General features: G+C 36.6%; 19 protein-coding genes and 1 other annotated feature. Of the genes, 12 read left to right on the top strand and 7 right to left on the bottom strand.

What is annotated here, in order from left to right:
* Positions 1 to 111: 111 nt before the first annotated feature.
* On the bottom strand, positions 112 to 972 hold the full coding sequence (locus JOE23_RS01940; protein WP_204435606.1) for a DegV family protein: 861 nt from the start codon (positions 970 to 972) through the stop codon (positions 112 to 114).
* Positions 973 to 1,184: 212 nt separating this feature from the next.
* Here JOE23_RS01940 and JOE23_RS01945 point away from each other — a divergent pair, with 212 nt between their 5' ends.
* The 3 genes from JOE23_RS01945 to JOE23_RS01955 all read left to right on the top strand — a co-directional run bounded on the left by JOE23_RS01945 (position 1,185) and on the right by JOE23_RS01955 (position 5,571).
* Positions 1,185 to 2,033 carry a YitT family protein gene (locus tag JOE23_RS01945; protein ID WP_204435607.1) on the top strand — a complete coding sequence of 283 codons (849 nt, stop codon included), beginning with the start codon at positions 1,185 to 1,187 and terminating at the stop codon, positions 2,031 to 2,033.
* A gap of 588 nt (positions 2,034 to 2,621) precedes the next feature.
* Complete coding sequence (locus JOE23_RS01950) at positions 2,622 to 4,952, top strand: sensor histidine kinase (protein WP_204435608.1); 2,331 nt, start codon at positions 2,622 to 2,624, stop codon at positions 4,950 to 4,952.
* The gene (locus JOE23_RS01955; protein ID WP_204435609.1) at positions 4,927 to 5,571 is read left to right on the top strand and encodes a response regulator transcription factor; all 645 of its coding nucleotides are present in this window, start codon (positions 4,927 to 4,929) and stop codon (positions 5,569 to 5,571) included. Before JOE23_RS01950 ends, JOE23_RS01955 begins: the two co-directional genes overlap by 26 nt.
* 102 nt (positions 5,572 to 5,673) lie before the next feature.
* Here JOE23_RS01955 and JOE23_RS01960 read toward each other — a convergent pair whose 3' ends face one another.
* Positions 5,674 to 5,937: a NifU N-terminal domain-containing protein gene (locus JOE23_RS01960; protein WP_204435610.1), complete on the bottom strand. Its 264-nt coding sequence runs from the start codon at positions 5,935 to 5,937 to the stop codon at positions 5,674 to 5,676.
* A 248-nt stretch (positions 5,938 to 6,185) separates the two neighbouring features.
* Positions 6,186 to 7,013, bottom strand: a complete 828-nt coding sequence (locus JOE23_RS01965; protein ID WP_204435611.1) for a Cof-type HAD-IIB family hydrolase — start codon at positions 7,011 to 7,013, stop codon at positions 6,186 to 6,188.
* 375 nt (positions 7,014 to 7,388) lie between these two features.
* Here JOE23_RS01965 and JOE23_RS01970 point away from each other — a divergent pair, with 375 nt between their 5' ends.
* Positions 7,389 to 7,700: a metal-sulfur cluster assembly factor gene (locus JOE23_RS01970; protein WP_017470567.1), complete on the top strand. Its 312-nt coding sequence runs from the start codon at positions 7,389 to 7,391 to the stop codon at positions 7,698 to 7,700.
* A gap of 187 nt (positions 7,701 to 7,887) precedes the next feature.
* Here the strand turns inward: JOE23_RS01970 and JOE23_RS01975 are convergent, their stop codons facing one another.
* The gene (locus JOE23_RS01975; protein WP_204435612.1) at positions 7,888 to 8,589 is read right to left on the bottom strand and encodes a Crp/Fnr family transcriptional regulator; all 702 of its coding nucleotides are present in this window, start codon (positions 8,587 to 8,589) and stop codon (positions 7,888 to 7,890) included.
* A gap of 390 nt (positions 8,590 to 8,979) precedes the next feature.
* A complete protein-coding gene (locus tag JOE23_RS01980; protein WP_204435822.1) occupies positions 8,980 to 9,789 on the bottom strand; it encodes an undecaprenyl-diphosphate phosphatase in 810 nt (269 codons plus the stop codon).
* A gap of 91 nt (positions 9,790 to 9,880) precedes the next feature.
* Here JOE23_RS01980 and JOE23_RS01985 point away from each other — a divergent pair, with 91 nt between their 5' ends.
* Positions 9,881 to 10,282, top strand: a complete 402-nt coding sequence (locus tag JOE23_RS01985) for a hypothetical protein (RefSeq protein WP_204435613.1) — start codon at positions 9,881 to 9,883, stop codon at positions 10,280 to 10,282.
* 123 nt (positions 10,283 to 10,405) lie between these two features.
* Here the strand turns inward: JOE23_RS01985 and JOE23_RS01990 are convergent, their stop codons facing one another.
* Positions 10,406 to 10,576, bottom strand: coding sequence for a DUF2929 family protein (locus tag JOE23_RS01990; RefSeq protein ID WP_017470563.1), 171 nt, complete (start codon positions 10,574 to 10,576; stop codon positions 10,406 to 10,408).
* A gap of 407 nt (positions 10,577 to 10,983) precedes the next feature.
* Here JOE23_RS01990 and JOE23_RS01995 point away from each other — a divergent pair, with 407 nt between their 5' ends.
* The 4 genes from JOE23_RS01995 to JOE23_RS02010 all read left to right on the top strand — a co-directional run bounded on the left by JOE23_RS01995 (position 10,984) and on the right by JOE23_RS02010 (position 14,313).
* On the top strand, positions 10,984 to 11,919 hold the full coding sequence (locus tag JOE23_RS01995) for a beta-ketoacyl-ACP synthase III (protein ID WP_204435614.1): 936 nt from the start codon (positions 10,984 to 10,986) through the stop codon (positions 11,917 to 11,919).
* A 21-nt stretch (positions 11,920 to 11,940) separates the two neighbouring features.
* Positions 11,941 to 13,179, top strand: coding sequence for a beta-ketoacyl-ACP synthase II (gene fabF / locus JOE23_RS02000; RefSeq protein WP_204435615.1), 1,239 nt, complete (start codon positions 11,941 to 11,943; stop codon positions 13,177 to 13,179).
* Positions 13,180 to 13,301: 122 nt separating this feature from the next.
* The gene (locus JOE23_RS02005; protein WP_204435616.1) at positions 13,302 to 13,499 is read left to right on the top strand and encodes a YuzI family membrane protein; all 198 of its coding nucleotides are present in this window, start codon (positions 13,302 to 13,304) and stop codon (positions 13,497 to 13,499) included.
* Between the two features lie 58 nt (positions 13,500 to 13,557).
* Positions 13,558 to 14,313: a DUF3603 family protein gene (locus JOE23_RS02010; RefSeq protein WP_204435617.1), complete on the top strand. Its 756-nt coding sequence runs from the start codon at positions 13,558 to 13,560 to the stop codon at positions 14,311 to 14,313.
* A gap of 106 nt (positions 14,314 to 14,419) precedes the next feature.
* On the opposite strand, the gene trpS is transcribed toward JOE23_RS02010, so the two are convergent.
* Positions 14,420 to 15,415, bottom strand: a complete 996-nt coding sequence (gene trpS / locus JOE23_RS02015) for a tryptophan--tRNA ligase (RefSeq protein ID WP_204435618.1) — start codon at positions 15,413 to 15,415, stop codon at positions 14,420 to 14,422.
* 195 nt (positions 15,416 to 15,610) lie between these two features.
* Positions 15,611 to 15,816: a binding site (T-box leader), on the bottom strand.
* Between the two features lie 257 nt (positions 15,817 to 16,073).
* Between trpS and JOE23_RS02020 the strand changes: the two genes are divergently transcribed.
* From JOE23_RS02020 to spxA, 3 genes are all read left to right on the top strand, one after another.
* Entirely contained in the window at positions 16,074 to 17,297 is a 1,224-nt protein-coding gene (locus tag JOE23_RS02020; protein ID WP_204435619.1) for a putative glycoside hydrolase, read from the top strand.
* Between the two features lie 286 nt (positions 17,298 to 17,583).
* Positions 17,584 to 18,171, top strand: a complete 588-nt coding sequence (locus JOE23_RS02025) for a GNAT family N-acetyltransferase (RefSeq protein ID WP_204435620.1) — start codon at positions 17,584 to 17,586, stop codon at positions 18,169 to 18,171.
* 444 nt (positions 18,172 to 18,615) lie between these two features.
* Positions 18,616 to 19,011, top strand: a complete 396-nt coding sequence (spxA, locus tag JOE23_RS02030; protein ID WP_017470555.1) for a transcriptional regulator SpxA — start codon at positions 18,616 to 18,618, stop codon at positions 19,009 to 19,011.
* The last annotated feature ends 115 nt before the right edge of the window (positions 19,012 to 19,126 follow it).

The following is a 19,126-nucleotide window of genomic DNA, read 5'->3' on the forward strand; positions in this document are numbered from 1 at the left end:
AAAAACACACCTAATTCCTTTCTTTTGATAACCTAAAGTTGCCTATACAAAAGAAAACTAACATTTTTACTTGAACGAAGTCAAGATGATATAGTGATGAAACCGACTGAATTACTGATATTTTTCATTAGAAAAGAATAAAGCGATCGTACCAGGTCCAGAATGGGCACCGATGCTTGAACCTACCATTCTAATTTTTATCTCTTTCACGGTAAAGCGTGCTTTAATCATCTCAGCCAGGTGTTCTGCCGTCTCTAAAGCGTCACCATGACTAATGCCGATGGTCTGATTGCTAAAATCTGTTCCACGCTCTTCCATAATGGTAAGCATGCGTTGGAATACTTTTTTCGATCCTCTAATTTTTTCTAACGGAATAAGCTTGCCATCTTCCATATGCAGAAGTGGCTTGATCTTAAGCAATGTCCCAACAAAAGCAGCTGATTTACTGACACGTCCTCCACGATATAAATACTCGAGGTCATCAACGGTAAAGATGTGTTCCATATGGTCTGCGTAATACTTGGATGAGGCTGTTATCTCCTCTAAGGACCGTTGTTGTTTGGCGAGTTCTGCAGCCCTAAGGACGACAAGTCCGTAACCAAATGAAGCACACTTCGTATCAATAATTTGTAGTTGCCATTCTGGATAATCTTCTTGTACATCTTTCGCTGCTATCGTTGCAGATTGATATGTTCCAGATAATTCAGAAGAAAATGCTAAATAAAGACAAGGTTGATTTTTTTTAGCGTACTTGGTAAAGGCAGTTTTAAAGTCTTCAGGTGAAACTTGCGATGTTTTAGGGGCCTTACCATCACGCATCTCATCATAAATTCTTTTAGCAGAAATCGTTTGACCATCTAGGTAATGTTTATTATCCATCATGACCGCCAAACTGACACGTTCAATTTGATATGTTTGATAATCTTCTTCACTTAAGTCGCAAGCAGAATCAGCGATAATTTGAACATCCATGTGTTTCCCTCCAATTAATGATGATTAATTCTTTAAAAAAAATAACTTAAGAATATTGCATAACCATTAGTTCTAGTTTATAGTTAGCGGTGGCATTCGTCAAAGTGTATTTTATTAAATTATCCAAAATGCGATAATATAGTCAAAAGGGATTAATTGTCGTCATGCTGGGGTAATATTTATCATAAGTCGTTGATAGGAGGGACTAATCGATGTTTATCTTTGAGGCCAAACGAATTATCATTGTCATTCTTGGTGCATTAATTAATGCAATCGCATTAAACTTTTTCTTTATTAGTGCGGATGTTTATGCCAGTGGTTTTACAGGTTTTGCTCAGTTGCTATCTACGATTTTTTCGGATTTTTTAAACGTTGATTTTATTAGTACAGGGATATGGCTTCTACTTTTAAATGTTCCTGTCGGTATATTAGGCTGGTTTAAAGTTGGACGTCATTTTACCGTATATAGTATTTTATCTGTTCTTATGACGACATTCTTCTTAGAGTTAATTCCAGTTCAATCTTTTTCTAATGACATTATGTTAAATGCCGTTTTTGGTGGTGTGTTAGGCGGATTTGGTGTTGGGATTACCTTGAAATGGGGGGCATCTACTGGTGGTTCTGACATACTTGCGATGGTACTTTCTCGAATGAAGGATAAGCCAATTGGTAGCTATTTAATGATTGTCAATGGTATTATCATTTTTTTCGCGGGTCTGTTGAATGAACCAGAAAACGCACTATATACTTTGTTAGCCCTTTATGTAACGACAAGGGTCGTTGATGGTCTACATACACGTCATGAAAAGGTGACAGCCATGATTGTGACGAAGAAGACAGATGAGCTTCAAAAAGCGATCCATGAAAAAGTCGTTCGAGGAATGACTATTTTACCTGCGCGTGGCGCATATACGAGGGAAGATAAATCCATGCTTGTCCTTGTTATTACACGTTATGAGTTATATGATTTGGAGCGAATTATTAATGAAGTCGATCCAGAAGCATTTACGAACATTATCCATACCGCTGGTGTATTTGGCTTTTTTAGAAAAGATCATTAGTAAAAAATACCCGCATTTGTAAAACCGACACCAGGTGGCGGTTTAATTTAAAAACTGTCGGTTCTTTTTATAAGGGGATGTGATATGATTTAATTATCAACTTATCGTGCTTAGGCACATGATACCATTACCTTCCCCTAATGCATATTTCGACAAAGGTAATGAATGTTCAAGCTCTAGACTTAAACACAAAGTCTGGGCTTTTTTTCTTATATTTTAAGTTATATACTTAACTCATCGAGGTTAAACGCTAGTATTTTCTACACTCAGGTAAGTAGTATGGAATTAGGGTATTGATGTGGAATTTAACATATAAAACGAACCTTTAATCTGTGGGCGGAGAGCTACAGGATGTAGGTTATGCAGACGTGGGCCTACAGGATGTAGGTCATGCAGACGTTGCCACAGGACGTGGCGATCTTAGTCTGTAATCCTCTTTTTTTCGTTGAGTGAATCCGAACATTAGCGTCCGTTATCACTCGCCTAAATAAATTTGCTTTGCACTCTATTTTGAGGTGGGTGTTTTACGGATGGTTATCTGTGATAAAAAGAAAGAAGCTCTTTTATAGTAGGAAGGATAGGTTTGACATGAAGGAAGACATCCAAAAAAAATTAAACCAAAATAAAATAATCGCATTTGTTGCTATTATTTTGCTACTACAAATTTATATTATGGTCAACAACTTTCACCCTTATATAGGGATGACTGTATCACAGGTGACAGAAGAAACCTATCAGGTCTCTGACTTACACCGGTTAGGGTGGGCCAAAGCAAGTCATATTGACATTGGTGATCGGGTGATATATGTTGATCATCAACCTGTAGGTCAATATCCTACTGTACAGACTCATGGTGAGGTTGAGGGAGCTGAATTTATAATCGTTGAACGAGAAGGTGAGTATTCGCGTTATAAAGTTGATTATAATGCAGATATTTATGCGCAATATCTTTTTTATTTAATGCTACCTTTATTATATTTTCTATTTAGCAGTTTCGTTTCATTGATTATTTATCGGCGAAACCCAACTGAACCAAGTGCGTGCTTATTAATTGCAATGACACTAATCGTTAGTCTTGCTTATTCCTCGTCAAGTTTAGCTTTAAAATTAAATCCTTTGGCTGAAATGATTAGGGTTATTGTATTTCTGTTATCACCCACTTTATTTTTTCACTTCATTTATCATTTTTTTAGGGAAAAAGATAAGCAATGGTTCACAAGCAGGCCGATTTATTTCTCATATTTATTTGCTTTTACTGGTATTATATCAAGTTTTATTTCTAACCATCGTTCATTAGACAATATGATGGTCTTGTTGTGTTTTATTATTATTATGGTTACCTTGTTTTTTCAACTTATAAGGGGGCTGGTCCATTTAAGAGATGACGCTATTATTGATACGCTACATGGTATCTTTTTATCTATTGGAGCGGCAACTGCACCATTTTTATTCTTATTTATTGTGCCTTTAATGATACTTGGACAACCAATTATTCCTTCTGAACTAGCTAATGTATTTTTATTCTTTATTCCAGCAGGCTTTTTGTATATGCTTGTATCCGACCAATTATATATATTTAAATTCAAGATTAATCAACTCCCATATTATATGGTTTTAGCTTTTTTGTTTTCAATGGTTATTACCCTTATTTATTTGTTGATGCATTACCAAGAAACGCAGTCTAGACATGTGATTCCCTTTTTTGCTTTAACATTTCTACTGACCCTGCTATTCTTGTTTATTAAAAGACAGTTGGACCATTACTTGAGATCGTATTTATTTGTTTCTCGAGATAATTATCAAGCGAGCCTATATCGGTTTAGTGAGGCAATGAAGCATGAAAAAAGCAGGCAGCAGATTATTTATGCTGTCAAGCGTGAAGTTGAGGAGGTATTAGCTGTTATCCAAACGGATATAGTGACAGAAATTGGACGCACTTATCCTGACCCTAATCAAAGTAGTGTACCCGCTATCTACACGCCGCTGTTACGTAGTTATCACGGACAGACGTTTGATATTGGAAAGGTGATCGGCAAACAAAATTTATATGCCGTGCCTCTGGCTTGGTATGAGGGGCATTTTACTATTTTATTTATAGCATTAAAAAACGACACGTTATCTAAGGAGCAATATGATTGGCTATCAAGCTTAGCTCAGTTCGCCAATTTGGCGATAGAGAATCAATTGAAAGTAGAGGATTTGTTAAAAGAGATAGAGAATGCTCAAACGATTGGTGATAAGGAATGGCTATCGCGTTTACTTTTTCACTGGTCTGAAAATGAAAGACGTTCTTTAGCAAGTGATATTCATGATACATTTCTTCAAGACTTAATTATATTGCGACGTCGCCTAGAGGCTGTTCAATTGGAAACAGATGAGCTAACAAAACAAAATACACTTCAAGCTATTGAAGAAGAGGTTAAAGACATCATTTTTGAAATAAGGGAAACATGTACATTTCTATACCCAACCATATTGAGTGAAATTGGCTTAATTGATGCAATAAATGAATTAATCAATAAATTTCGATTGCAATCGAATAGTGCATTAACTTTTCATACCAATATAAAGACAGATCTAGTTCAACCGCTAGATTTAAAAATGGCAATTTATCGTATTGTACAGGAATGGTTAAATAATGCGCGTAAACACGCACAAGCCAAATCGGTATGGATTGTCTTGGTAGATCAGGGGGATCGCGTAAAGCTTGAATATAAAGATGATGGCATTGGTATCGCTGCTAATGAGTACCATACCGTTGATACAAACATGGGCTTATTATCAATTAAAGAAAGAGTTCGTAGTTTAAGTGGGGATATTAACTTAGAAACAGCTAGAAATAAGGGAGTGAGGATGACGATTTTCATTCCTTATCATGAGGGAGGGAACATTTATGAAACATATTCTAATCGTGGATGATCATGTCATGGTTGGTGAAGGTACAAAACGTTTATTATCAGATGAGCCAGAATTAGTTGTTGAATTTGTTTCTTGTGCTAGTGATGCATTAGTGTCCTTAACTTCTAAACAGTATGATCTTTACATTATCGATCTAAATATGCCTGATCAAAATGGCATTGAATTAACGAAAGCTATTTTGCTACGTCATCGTGACGCACGTGTGATGATTTATACAGGTTATGACACAGCAGCTTATTTTAACAGACTCGTTGACTTGGGGGTGATCGGTTTCTTGAGTAAAAGTTACTCGAATGATCAATTGGTCCAAGCAGTGAAATGTGCCTTAATGGATCTAGCCGTGATTCCAGCAAAGTGGTTAAATGAAGTACAGCGAACAGATCATAAAGTAAGATTGCAAAACGGGGAGCAAGTCACATTGACAGAAATCGAACAGGAAATTATATTTCTAGTCGACAAAGGGAAGTCAAATGATGAAATTGCTGATCAGATTAAGATGAGCAGACGTACTGTAGAGCGACATTTAACAAAAATATTTCAAAAAATGCATGTATCCTCTCGTGCAGAAGCAATTGAAGTAGGTAAGGAAATTGGAATACTACCAGAGATTATCTTATAGCAAATCAGTAAATTAACAGATGACATAGATAAAAATATGAATAATAAAAAATGACACTTGCTCAAAAGGTGAGCAAATGTCATTTTTTAAATTGAATTCATTTTAATAACCGTGGTGTTGCATAATTTCTTCGACTTTTGGAATTAACTCATCCCAATTTGCATCAAAGCTCTTGTTAATCGTAATAAAAAACTGATAGCCAAATACATTGTCAACACCATCTAACGCGATTAACTGGTTCAAAATTTCATATTCGCTTGCTTGTCCAGGCAAAATTGAGATACTTGTATCACCTTGAAAAATCTGTTTATTGGATGTGAATTTCATTGCATTAGGATTTGGGGTGGCTTCCGCAATAACTGCCATTAAATATTCCTCCTTTTTACGTTCTCACTAACAGTTTAGCAAATCTTAGACAAAGGAAAAAGAGGTAAGCTTTTTGTTGTGGTAAAACATTTGTTACTTTGTGTCTTTTTTGAATACATAGCCATCAATAATAGGTAAATGATTTAAATTAAAATCAAAATGCTCTTGAACAGAAATCAAGAGCATCTAAATTAACTGGCCGTCATTTTAAACGATATACTTTTAGGGAAAGGTGGCTAGATCAATGATTAATTATGATCGATCTGAAAATAACGTTCAATAAAATCAGCAACCCCATCTTGTTGATTTGTTTTTGTTTCATGCTTGGCAACAGCCTTTAATTCCGCAATGGCATTTCCCATTGCTACACCTACTCCCGCATAGTCCAACATTTCTAAGTCATTATCTTCATCTCCAAATGCTAAAATCTGACTTGGCTCAATGTGATAATAATGTGCAATACGCTGTAATGCCACAGCTTTGTTCATGCCTTTTCTGACAATTTCAATCATATTCCACGGCGCACCCCATTTACGGTGTTCAATAACTGATGCATGATCGCGATCAAGGTTTTTTCGTAATTCAACGATATGTTCATCACGAGGATGAATTAGTAAAGAGGTCGGATCCTCCTTTAATTGGTTTTTTAAGCTTCCAATTTGAATGGGATTTTCTTCTTTACTGGTGTGGACGATTTCCATTAACTTTGTGTCATAACGATCAATATAAACGTCACTTAACACTTCTGCCATAATGTTTTGAACTTTCATATCATAACAGGTTTGCACAATGCTTTTGGCTGTTCTAAGAGGTAAAGGACTATGTAAGACTTTCCACTTTTGATCAGTTGGATGATGTAGATAAGCCCCATTGAAATTAATCATCGGGGTATCTAACTTGAGTTCATTGTAGTAATCGAGGCTAGCGCGGTGAGGACGACCAGTAGCGATAACGACGATATGACCTAATTCACGTACCTTTTGAATGATCTTTTTTGACCTTTCACTAACTGTTTGATTATCTGTCAACAATGTACCATCAAGGTCAAGTGCAATTAAATGTGTTTTATTATTCAATATTTTCACCCCATTCTCCGTAAATATAGTGTAATGAAGTTTCTGTAGGCTGTAAAGTCAAATATATTTTATTAACCAAAGTTAAACGAAAGAAATGCTAATCCATGCTGATGAATAGCTTACTCGAGATATTGATCATTTTACTTTATATGCCACGGAAGGTTATAATCAAGTAATGATAATATTTTAATTTTTAAACATTTTTGTTTATACTATAGTTATCACGTTTTATTTATAAAATAAGTCAGCTGTTTAAGTATAAGTAAAACGGTTCGCTAAGATCGAGCGAATGATTATAGTTATGTGTTGACTGTTAATACAGTTACAGGGATTCAATTTAAGGTCATATATTTTATCGTTAAAGGAGCGAGACAAATGGAAGATGCATTGCAAGAAAATTTACTCGGTGCACTGGAAAATGTGATTGACCCAGAGCTCGGTATTGATATTGTTAATTTAGGTCTTATTTATGGTGTAGAATTAAATGAAGATGGGACCGCTGTTGTAACGATGACGTTAACAGCTATGGGCTGTCCACTAGCTGGGCATATAGAACAAGATGTTAAAAGGGCATTATCGGATATTCCAGAAGTAAAAGATACAGAGGTTAATATTGTTTGGTCACCACCATGGAGTAAAGATCGTATGTCAAGGTATGCCAAAATTGCTTTAGGTATCCCTGATTAATTAGGTTCTTTGTCAAATAACTGAGGGCTTTGCATGATTAAGTGCAAAGCCCTTATTAATGTTCTAAATAGGTGGAGCCATTTCGCCTATTCTTCAAAAAAAATATGGAGTTCCGAATTCTTAATAGCAAACAATGGGTCCATCATTTCAGTTGATTCACTTCAGTACATCGGTCACTTGGCTTTAGTTAATTAATCGTGCAAAGCACAATGGGACAGTTCTCACAATTAATCGCTTTTTTTAAGAACCTGAGATTTAAGATGGTAATCCGTCCTTGATCAATATCAATAATATTTTGGCGCTTCAACTCATTAAGCAAACGATTAACAGATTCTCTCGATGTTGCACAAAAATTTGCAAGCTCCTGATTGGTTAAGTTGATATCTAAATAGATGCCATGATCTTTCTTTTTACCATAACTATTTGATAAACGGATTAAAGTTGAGTACAATGCCCCTTTTTTACCGTGTAAAACAAGGTCACGAAATTTGGTTTGATCTTTACGATATTGCACGTTTGCAAAATTAAGAAAGCTTAACATTGCTTCTGGATCACTGATTAGCGCATCATTTAATTTTTTTTGATTAAATACAGCGACTTCACCTGGTTCTGTTACTTTAGCATCAACCAAATAATGTGTGGGCAAGTCGTCTACTATTATTTCTCCAACAAGGTCGCCAGCGCCACACAACCTTAATGTTAATTCGCGTCCATCTGGAGATGTTTTTCCAACCATAATCTTGCCACTTAGCAACACATATAGTTCTTTTACTGGCTCCCCTTGCTGAAAAAGAAAGGCTTGCTTTTTTAGAGGGATTATACGATCAGGTGCAGTTAAGTAGTTTGCTATTTTTTTAGGTAAATGATTAAGCTTTAATATTTTCTCCAACACAGACACTCCTTAGAAATAGGTAGTTGCGACTAGAACGTAACCAAATCCCATCAATGGATGAGGATGAACTCAATTACTCAACTTTCGCACACTGAAAATAGTCATTCAACCTTGATCGTGTTTAATAGACTCAGTATTCAATAGGCTTGTTGCCATTACTTCTGCATGGATGTGCGGCATGCGACCTTCCTATACGTTTAGCACGCTATTTCGTTCCGAAAAGCAAGGGATTCGCTTTTCGCGGGGATGGCTTCAGCTAAATTGAGTCGCAAAGATCACTCCTCAATTGAAAATCTATATTCAAACGCAACGCTTATATTTAATATTCAATTTACCCTTATGCTATCTTGGCTGAACCTGAAAATTCAGATGAGAAAGTTGAGTAAATTATAAAACAATAAAAGCGAAAATTCCTACTACAAAACAATAAATTGAAAAGTAAATCAGATTTCCGCGAGCCATAATATTCATAAACCAGCGTAGTGAGAAATAAGTAGCTATTGCTGCTGTAATAAAGGCAAGCAAATATGCCGGCCATAATATAGGAAATTGATCGTCAAATAATTGATCAACTGAAAGGATTAACGTTCCCAGGCTTACAGGTATGTAAAGCAAAAAAGAAAACCTAAGAGCCGTTGCTTGCTTCATGCCTAATAACATGGCCGCAACTATCGTTGCTCCAGACCTACTGATGCCGGGAATTAAAGCAACGGATTGAGCTAGCCCAACAATAATGGCATCTTTTAAAGTTAAATCTCCTTCTGCCTTTTGACCACGTAAATTACGAATGATCCATAACGCAAACCCGGTAACAATTAATGTGACCCCAACCATTTTAGCTGTACTAAATGTACTCGCAATGACATCCTCGAACAATATACCTACTACGCCTGCAGGAATGGTTGCAACAATTAAATAGAGAATAAAGTCGAATTCGGATTTGCTTAAATGATCTTTCTTAATAATATAGTTTAAACCGTTTCTAGCTAGACGGATAATGTCATCCCAATAAATAATTACTACAGCAATAAGTGAAGCAAAATTAACTAAAATTTCAAACGATAAATTCTCCATTTTTAATCCGAACAAATCTTGTACAATAACAAGGTGTCCACTAGATGAGATTGGAATCGGTTCTGTAAAACCTTGTACAAAACCGAAGAAAATATATTGGATAATTCGAGTAAATTGTTCGATAAATATCATCATTTATTCCTCCAAGATGTGTGACCGTGTCACATTTTTTTTTGTTGGGCATAGGCTATTGATGAGAAAGGGAGGGATCTAGATGCAACACCAACACCATATTTATGATTTATGTAAGAAACATATGCATCACTATGTATTATTTCAGACGACAAGTGGCGAACAGATAGATGGTATTATTACTGACCTTGATGATCAATATGTTTATTTAGCAGTCCCTGCACAAGAACATAGTATGTCACGTGATGAAGAACGTCAAATCAGCCCTTATGGAATCGGCTATGGAACTGGCTATGGTCCAGGTCCAAGACCGCCATATGGTCCAGGTCCGAGACCACCATATGGTCCGGGACCAAGACCGCCATACGGAGGATATCCGGGATATGGTGGATATCCGGGATATGGTCCAAGACCCGCACCATTTCGAAGATTGGTCTTGCCTTTAGCAGCTTTAACTGCACTAAGTGTTTTGCCTTGGTTTTAACATAGCTACCCCTTGCCTCTAGGGCAAGGGGCTATTTGCTTTATTAACGCATTTAGAAATGCATAAACAAGACCAAGTATAGGGAAAGTGAACACATAGCTAAAGAGCAGCGAATGTGAGTTTTTAATGTTTATCAATTAATTTCTCACCGACTAAAAAACCGACTAAACTAAATACAATGGTCATTCCCAAAACGGGAATTATTTCAAATTCATAGCCACCCATACTGGTGAGCACATATCCAAGCACAAGACTAATAGCAAAGGACCATAAAGCCGTAATGATAAAGCGCATGAAAACCACCTCGATTTTGCCTAATTTAATGCTCTCTTTATTTTAACAAATGACGACAAGAAATGGAACTAAATCCGTGTTTTTGGCATATTTAAGTTGTCTATTTTCTCACAGATAACTGTCCGAAAAACACCCGTCTCAAAATAGAGAGCAACGATCATGTATTTAGGTGGGAGGTAATGGACGCTAATGTCCCAATTCACTCAACGGCCAATCAGTGGAAGAAGAACGACCCACGGATTGCAGGTTCGTTTTATGATCAAAGTGGCTACTATAATGTTGATAAAGTTGTATAAGATAGGGATACTATTGAAAAAAGACTTGATTCTCAGCATATAATAGCTTATATTAGTACCAAGTCATAATTTCATGATAATAAACTAAATACCAAGTAAGGGGTATAGAAAATGGCAACAGGAATTATAGGTGTAGGACATTATGTTCCGGAACGTGTGTTAACAAATTTTGATTTAGAAAAGATAGTCGATACAAACGATGAGTGGATTAGAACACGAACAGGCATTGAAACACGACATATCGCTGACGATGGAGAGAATACTTCAGATATGGCCTATCAAGCGGCCGTTTCTGCGATAGCAGATGCCGATTTAGAAGCAAAAGACCTTGATTTAATCCTAGTAGCTACGATTACACCTGATCAACCGTTCCCATCCGTTTCTTGTCAAATACAAGATCGGCTGGGGGCAAGCCGAGCAGCCACCATGGATATTAGTGCGGCTTGTTCAGGTTTTATGTATGGTGTCATTACTGCCAAACACTTTATTGAAAGTGGGCTCTATCGAAATGTTTTAGTCATAGGCGCTGAAAAACTTTCAAAAATTACCGATTGGGCAGATAGAAATACGTGTGTGCTTTTTGGTGATGGTGCTGGTGCAGCAGTAGTTAGCTCAGTTTCGAATGATAGAGGTATATTATCTTTTGAATTAGGAGCAGATGGTAGTGGTGGACAAGCGCTCTACCAAGAAGATGATAAAATTCGCATGAACGGTCGAGAAGTTTTTAAATTTGCAGTTAGACAAATGCCGGAATCATCAGTTAAAGTGGTGGAAAAAGCCGGTCTACAGAAAGAGGATGTTGATTATCTTATTCCTCATCAAGCAAATATTAGAATTATGGAAGCAGCACGGAATCGCTTAGGCATCTCCGAAGATAAGATGGCTTGTTCTGTAAAAAAATATGGTAATACTTCAGCAGCTTCCATTCCAATTGCACTATCTGAAGAAGTCAGAGCAGGTAAAATAAAAGATGGTGATCACATTGTACTTGTTGGTTTTGGTGGTGGACTGACTTGGGGAGCAATGGCGATCCGTTGGGGGAAATAATGTTAGAGGAGGAAGATGATAATGGAAAAAAGACGAGTGGTTGTAACGGGTATGGGGGCTGTTACACCGTTAGGTTCAACAATAGATCAATTGTGGCAACATTTAATTGAAGGTCAATCTGGCATTGATTATATTACAAAAGTGAATAAAGATGATTTTCCAGTTAAAGTAGCAGCTGAAGTGAAAGACTGGGATGCTAGTCTTTATATGGATAAAAAAGAAGCAAAGCGAATGGACTTATTTACGCAGTATGCGGTGGGCGCTGCTAAAATGGCAGTTAATGATGCGGATTTAACGATTAATGAGAGCAATGCTGACAGGGTCGGTGTATGGGTAGGTTCAGGTATTGGTGGAATGGCGACATATGAAGAACAATTTAGGAAGTTTATGGATAAAGGTTATCGCCGTGTTAGCCCGTTTTTTGTTCCTATGCTTATTCCCGATATGGCTGCTGGTCAAATCTCTATCTTACTCGGTGCTAAAGGGATTAATTCTTGTACAGTTACAGCATGTGCGACAGGAACGAATTCAATTGGCGATGCTTACAAAGTCATTGAACGTGGCGATGCCGATGTCATGATTACTGGTGGGGCAGAAGCGCCATTAACGAATATGGCGTTTGCTGGGTTTTCTACAGCGAAAGCACTGTCATTCAATGATGATCCAAATACAGCAAGTCGACCATTTGATCAAGATAGAGATGGTTTTGTTATGGGCGAAGGTGCAGGTATTCTTGTGATTGAATCACTTGATTCTGCTCAAGCCCGAGGCGCACATATTTATGCTGAGATTATTGGCTATGGATCAACAGGTGATGCGCACCATATTACTGCACCTGCTCCAGAGGGCGAAGGCGCACAGCGTGCCATGAGACAAGCGATTGATGATGCGGGTCTAGCGATCGATGCAATCGATTATATTAATGCACATGGTACAAGCACGCCATTTAATGATAAATTTGAAACCGCAGCCGTTAAAGCCGTCTTCGGCGATCATGCTAAAGATTTGATGATTTCTTCGACAAAATCAATGACGGGTCATTTGTTAGGTGCTGCTGGTGGTGTGGAAGCGATCGCCTCAATTAAAGCAATTGAAACAGGTGTCATACCACCGACAATCAATTATCAAACAGCTGATCCGGAATGTGACTTGGATTATGTACCAAACAAAGCGCGTCACGCTAATGTTGATGTCGTCCTTTCCAATTCTTTAGGTTTTGGTGGGCATAATGCGAGCTTAATTTTCAAGAAATTTTCCTGAAAACTGAAAACCAAATAGATTTGAATTAAGACTAAGACCTTGACGCATTATTGTCTAAGGTCTTTTTTTATATGCAAACACATAGAATATAAGTAATCGGACAAGCTGACGGAGGGGTGGGTGTGTTATTCCTAATTGGATTTGGACTAACAGTGGCGGGTGGTACGATGATGATTTTATATATGAACCTTATACCAGCAGGATTAGGTTGGACAAGCTATTGGTTCTTTGTTTTTTCACGTAAGGAGTGTCAATTATTTTTTATTGGAATGGTATTGATGTTCTTTGGCTTTCCTAAAATAGTCCGACGACTTAAATGAATAATTTTTCCTAAGATGGTGATACTGTCTGTTAAATCTTTAAAGTGAGGGAAAATAAATGATGGTCATGCATGATGTTTGGGTGAATTGGTTTGAAGGTGAAGAGAATGGCTACAATGTTTGTCCATTTTATGAATGGCGAAAATTAGATGATATTGAGCTTGTTGATCTGATTCCTGTTCTGTATATTGAGACACGACTTTTTAATTACATAGAAAATGATCTTGACGATCTCCCTAAAAAAATGTTGGATTTAATTCAGAATCAAACGATTGTCAAGGGTGATCCGGTTCGTCATGCTGCGATTGTTACAGATGGGAGCGGCATCATTGCTTTTGATACAATGGGTTACCAAATACCTTTGAAAAAAAGCCGGCTTATTCCACGACAAGAACGTAAAGTACTGCAGTTAGTCCAACAGCGTTCACGTCAATATTTTTCTTTAAAAAGAGATTGGCCAGAAAAAGAGTATCACTTATTTTCGCTACCGCCTAAAGCGATGATTGGGCTGGTAAGGAGAGAAAGGGAGCTAAAACATTTAACAATGCTTGCATTAGACGGCTTAAAACAAGGACATAACCTTGATGAAGTGCATTATTGGTTGATAGAATGGGAACCGGATTGCTATACCGAGGTAAAGAAACTCTCCTTTGAAGTCACCTGGAACCGGTTGTACCATCATATACAGGATGGTTGGTCAGTCAAACATGAACATTTTTGTCGTGCGATTATTAAAGGAAATCCTTTGTTTGAACAATTATGGAACCAAGCCAATGGCGGGATAGAATCGACGGTTTTGAAAAGGGTCAAATAATTACTTAATCCATTTCATTCCTCGTATTCTCACAACCAAATATGAACGATAAAACCTCTACCGTAAAAGTTGAGTTGTGCTTTTACGGTAGAGGTTATTTAATGGCCTATTTTCTCTTTTTAACTCTACCTAACCCCATCGCTTTTTTAGCCTTAGCCAACGTTTTGTTGGCAACGAAGCTGGCTTTTTCAGCACCTTTATCAAGAATATCATCGAGCTCCATTGAATCGACAATGTCTTGGTAACGGGTCTGAATGGGCGTAAGGAGATCAATAACGGCGTTAGCGGTATCTTGTTTGAATTGACCATAGCCAATACCTTTATACTTTGATTCAATCGTTTCAAGTGATTGATTAGTACAGCTAGCCATAATGGTCATCAGGTTACTAATACCTGGTTTTTGCTCAGGATCAAAACGAACAATTCCTTCTGAATCAGTGACTGCACTTTTAATCTTTTTCTCAATTTGCTTTGGTTCATCTAGCATAAAAATAGTTGCCTTTTGATTATCATCAGACTTACTCATTTTTTTAGTAGGTTCCTGCAGTGACATGATTCGTGCGCCAACTTCAGAAACTTTAATCTCCGGTATGGTAAAAATATCATTAAATTTACGATTGAAACGTTCAGCCAGATCACGTGTTAACTCAATGTGTTGCTTTTGATCATTACCAACTGGAACAAGATCGGTATTGTACAATAAAATATCTGCTGTCATTAATGGGGGATAAGTCAATAATGCAGATGATACTGCTTCTTTACCTGTAGACTTATCCTTGAATTGAGTCATGCGTTCCAATTCGCCAATATAACTTTGTGTCTGTATCATCCACCCTAATTGTGTGTGGGCAGGTACTTCAGATTGAATAAATAAGGTCGCCTTTTCAGGATTGATACCACTTGCTAGATATAATGCAGCCAATGAGCGAATATTATCCCTTAACTTTAAGCGATCTTGTGGAACGGTTATCGCGTGTTCATCAACAATGCAAAAATAACAATGATAATCTTCTTGCAGTTCGACAAATTGTTTCATTGCTCCTAGGTAATTCCCTAGAGTTAAACTTCCACTTGGTTGAATTCCTGAAAATATTGTTTTCATTTTAATCATCCTTCCTTTACTATTGCAACGATAGATAAGTGCGTATTAAAACTAAGATAAAGGTACACGATAAGCACTGTTAAGTTTTTAATTGATAGAGGAAAAGTGAGAGATGAAAGGCTAAAACTAAACGCCACAGTCTTGTTAGAACTCTCTTCTTTCTTAACGATTAAAAAAACTCATAAACCGACTATTCTCAGGGACGAATGGACCGTGGTGCCACCCTGATTATCTCGGAATTATGAGATCACTTTATCATTAGTTATCGCCTAATTAAACGGTATACAATCGTATACATGCTCCAAGGTCCCAATTCCCTCATATCTTGATGTCTGTTTCCACCATCCAGACTCTCTTTTAAACCATTGGATATGATTCTTTAACCTTTTCATAGCAAATTTTTAAATTTTAATTTATTATAGCACAATGTCAATTTGACGCAACTAAAGTTAACACATTCAATTAAGATTAAACAAAACGAAAAAAGGGTAAAGCTATTTTGAATAAAACGATTAAGTAAAAAAGGTAAGGGGAGTGAATATGCGACATTTGATGGATTTTGGCGATTTTCATATCATTGTCAATAAATCTCTTATATAATAGACGTAAAGTGACAAGTTAAAGACATAAGTTTTAAAACATGCATGGAGGTTGAAATATGCTAAAGCACCAAGAATTTGGTTGGTTATTTATCCTCGTTCTTTTATTTGCGTGGCCAGTGAATAGCTCAACCGTGTCAGCGGAAGAAGTGAATCAAGATACATTGATGGCTCAAAGACATTATAAGAAAGAAGTTCAGTTTGCAGTGTCAGATCCTATTAAGCGTTTAGCCCGATTTACATATAATTCTGGATACCAATTTTCTTATCCAGAAGCGGTTAGAGGTATCTATTTGACTGGACACTCAGCTGGCGGTTCTCGCTTTGATTCATTATTGGAGTTTGTGAATACTACCGAATTAAATGCAATGGTTATTGATATTAAGGATGATCATGGTCATTTAACATTTAGACCCGAGCAAGATTCTCCATATTATGATATTTCAAAACCTTATATTGATGATCCGGAAGCGATGATGGAAATTTTAGAAGAAAATGATATCTATCCGATTGCCAGAATTGTTGTTTTTAAAGATAGCGTATTGGCGGAGGCACGTCCAGAGCTGTCTTTTCAAGAGGACGGGGAAGTATGGGTGAATAATAGAGGAGAGGCTTTTGTTAATCCTTACGAAAAAGAAGTGTGGGAATACAATTTAGATATAGCTAAAATGGCTGCAGAGCTAGGATTTCAAGATATTCAATTCGATTATGTGCGATATCCCGAAGGCTTTGAAAGAAGAGATGAAAATCTTGATTACTCTCAAGGTGAGTATGCGGATGTTGATATCGATGGTGTGCAAAAACGTGTGGAAGCTGTAACTGATTTCGTTGCGTATGCGCGTGAAGAACTAGAAGTGTATGGTGTTGATGTTTCGGTCGATATTTTTGGTTATGCTGCAACCGTTGAAGAGACACCGGGAATAGGGCAGAACTTTTCGCGTATTGCTGATAATGTTGATGTCATTTCGTCTATGATTTATCCAAGTCATTGGACACCACACTTTGGTATTGATTTCCCTGATAAAGAGCCTTATCGATTAGTGGATGCCTATAGTAAATTAGAAAACGATATTTTAGCGGAATTAGACAATCCACCATTATCACGCCCGTGGATTCAGGATTTTGATGCCCCATGGTTATATAGTGGTGAGACATTTACTTATGGGGTAGAGGAAGTCGAGGCTCAAATAAGAGCATTAAACGAAAACGGAATTGACGAATTTTTATTGTGGAATGCTGGAAATGTTTATACAGAAGACGTTGATTATACACCACTTGATTAAATTTTAATTTTAAGCTGGATCCTTTGTGCTGATACTCACTTTTGGTATCGGCACTTTTTTGGGGAATAATTATAGATATCAGGCGCATTTCTAACTATTGCTCCCATCAGATTTTGTAAACTTTAAATTAGTGATCGACAAAAGATAGCTCTGATTAATTGAATCAAGGCATAAAAAGTTGAGGCTTAGGACAATGATAGTAGATGTACCATGAGATGAATTCACAACTGTCTCAACTTCCGTTATACTATTAATGGAAGTTTGTTAAATGAAAGGGTGTCAATGAATGGATTGGTTTGAAAAGTTAAATGAGTATTTTCCCATACATGAAATGAAATCTAAAGAACATATGGAAGCATTGTTGCAAGAAAGAAGTGATGTTTACTACAAAGATGAAGGACCAGAACATGTGATGATGTATGCTGAATTTGATAGCTTTCTTTTTATTGATTACTTGTATGTGGCAACAAGCTCTAGAGGAAAAGGTCTGGGCCATCAATTAATTAATAAATTAAAAAACAAAGATAAGCCAATCATTTTAGAAGTGGAGCCCGTAGATTATAGTGACACGGATACAGCAAAACGTCTCCATTTTTATCAAAGAGAAGGTTTTAAACACGCTACATCCATAGGCTATAACAGGCGTTCATTAGCTACGAATCAAGAAAGCGCGTTAGAAATATTGTATTGGTCACCATCCAATCAAGATGAAGAGACTATTTATCAGCAAATGAAGCATATGTATGAAGACATTCATACATATAAAGATGAAGAACTATATGGTCAGGCGTATCAAGGTGTAGAAGAAGTACTATCTTATGATCAGTCTCGTAAAACGAAGGATATTTTCAAAAATTTAAAAGAGAAACAGTAATTAGAAAAAACTTTATCACAGATAACCGTCCGTAAACCGCCCGCCTCAAAATAGTGACAGAGCGCATCTATTTAGGCGGAAGCTAACGGGCGCTAATGTCCTGTTTCACTCAACTAACAACCAGTAATAAAAAGTCCCCCCATTAATTGAAGTTTCGTTTTATTTTTCAATTAAAATGCTTTATAATAACTTTAGTTGAGAAACTAAAAAAATTTTTTAGAAAATGGTTTAATTAAATGGTGTTAGGGAATATAAAGTCTAACGGTTTAATTAACGGTATATTTGTGTAAAATGTAAGTAAAATTTCACAAATACCTATCGAAATGATACGAGGTATAGTATACTGAAAGAGAAGGTTATTAAATTAAAGTTATTTTAATCTAATAACATGTTTAATCAACTGTAAATGTATTACAATATAATTTATTTGAGGAGTGAAGTAATATGGTAACACTTTATACCTCACCAAGCTGTACATCTTGTCGGAAAGCAAAGTCATGGTTAGAAGAGCATGATATTGCTTATCATGAGAGAAATATCTTCTCCGATACGTTGTCCCTTGATGAGATCAAGGAAATTTTACGTATGACTGAAGACGGCACGGACGAAATTATTTCAACTCGTTCTAAGGTATTTCAACAATTAGAAGTTGATATTGAGCAAATGCCACTTAAAGATTTGATTAATCTCATCCAAGATAATCCAGGAATATTGAGACGCCCGATTATTATTGATGAAAAACGCCTACAGGTAGGCTATAATGAAGATGAGATTAGACGATTTTTACCAAGAAAGGTAAGAACTTTTCAACTACGTGAAGCACAAAAGATGGTTAACTAAATAAAAAATTTTATGTAAAACGCAACCTTTTAGTTAGGATGCGTTTTATCTTTTTTTCTTAATAGAAATGGGTGACAAGATCACAGAAATACGTTAAAATAGGGAATCAGTATAG

This window comes from Amphibacillus cookii, from assembly GCF_016908375.1.
GTDB classification, from domain to species: Bacteria; Bacillota; Bacilli; order Bacillales; family Amphibacillaceae; genus Amphibacillus_C; species Amphibacillus_C cookii.

Excerpts from the sequence above, each read along its gene's own strand:
- JOE23_RS02010 (WP_204435617.1), top strand. The coding sequence starts at position 13,558 with ATGATGGTCATGCATGATGTTTGGGTGAATTGGTTTGAAGGTGAAGAG.
- fabF (WP_204435615.1), top strand. The coding sequence starts at position 11,941 with ATGGAAAAAAGACGAGTGGTTGTAACGGGTATGGGGGCTGTTACACCG.
- JOE23_RS01955 (WP_204435609.1), top strand. The coding sequence starts at position 4,927 with ATGAAACATATTCTAATCGTGGATGATCATGTCATGGTTGGTGAAGGT.
- JOE23_RS02025 (WP_204435620.1), top strand. The coding sequence starts at position 17,584 with ATGGATTGGTTTGAAAAGTTAAATGAGTATTTTCCCATACATGAAATG.
- trpS (WP_204435618.1), bottom strand. The coding sequence starts at position 15,415 with ATGAAAACAATATTTTCAGGAATTCAACCAAGTGGAAGTTTAACTCTA.
- JOE23_RS01960 (WP_204435610.1), bottom strand. The coding sequence starts at position 5,937 with ATGGCAGTTATTGCGGAAGCCACCCCAAATCCTAATGCAATGAAATTC.
- JOE23_RS01940 (WP_204435606.1), bottom strand. The coding sequence starts at position 972 with ATGGATGTTCAAATTATCGCTGATTCTGCTTGCGACTTAAGTGAAGAA.
- JOE23_RS01945 (WP_204435607.1), top strand. The coding sequence starts at position 1,185 with ATGTTTATCTTTGAGGCCAAACGAATTATCATTGTCATTCTTGGTGCA.
- spxA (WP_017470555.1), top strand. The coding sequence starts at position 18,616 with ATGGTAACACTTTATACCTCACCAAGCTGTACATCTTGTCGGAAAGCA.
- JOE23_RS01995 (WP_204435614.1), top strand. The coding sequence starts at position 10,984 with ATGGCAACAGGAATTATAGGTGTAGGACATTATGTTCCGGAACGTGTG.
- JOE23_RS01950 (WP_204435608.1), top strand. The coding sequence starts at position 2,622 with ATGAAGGAAGACATCCAAAAAAAATTAAACCAAAATAAAATAATCGCA.
- JOE23_RS01985 (WP_204435613.1), top strand. The coding sequence starts at position 9,881 with ATGCAACACCAACACCATATTTATGATTTATGTAAGAAACATATGCAT.
- JOE23_RS02020 (WP_204435619.1), top strand. The coding sequence starts at position 16,074 with ATGCTAAAGCACCAAGAATTTGGTTGGTTATTTATCCTCGTTCTTTTA.
- JOE23_RS01990 (WP_017470563.1), bottom strand. The coding sequence starts at position 10,576 with ATGCGCTTTATCATTACGGCTTTATGGTCCTTTGCTATTAGTCTTGTG.
- JOE23_RS01970 (WP_017470567.1), top strand. The coding sequence starts at position 7,389 with ATGGAAGATGCATTGCAAGAAAATTTACTCGGTGCACTGGAAAATGTG.